This is a genomic window from Maribacter litoralis (assembly GCF_003075045.1).
Taxonomy (GTDB): Bacteria; Bacteroidota; Bacteroidia; order Flavobacteriales; family Flavobacteriaceae; genus Maribacter; species Maribacter litoralis.
Genome location: NZ_QCZD01000035.1, coordinates 1 through 238 on the forward strand (window position 1 = coordinate 1; position 238 = coordinate 238).

The window sequence follows — 238 nt, forward strand, 5'->3', positions numbered from 1 at the left end:
GCGTAGCCGATGTGAGCGAAACAGTAACGTTCACCATTGATGCCATTGCCAATGCGAACGTCAACGAAAATGCGGCATACACCTCGGTGACCCCAAGTTTATCGGGAGCTGCGCCAATAGGTTCGGTGACCTATACTTTATCGGGCAATGATGCGGCGGATTTTACAATCGTCCCAACAACAGGAGTGGTGAGCATGGTGGCAAGGGATTATGAAAACCCGGCGGACGCCAATACGGA

At 52.1% G+C, this 238-nt stretch carries 1 protein-coding gene; it reads left to right on the forward strand.

What is annotated here, in order from left to right; all coding sequences use genetic code 11:
* Positions 1-238: hypothetical protein (locus tag DCS95_RS20150; RefSeq protein ID WP_164674262.1), on the forward strand; the 238-nt coding region annotated here is incomplete at both ends.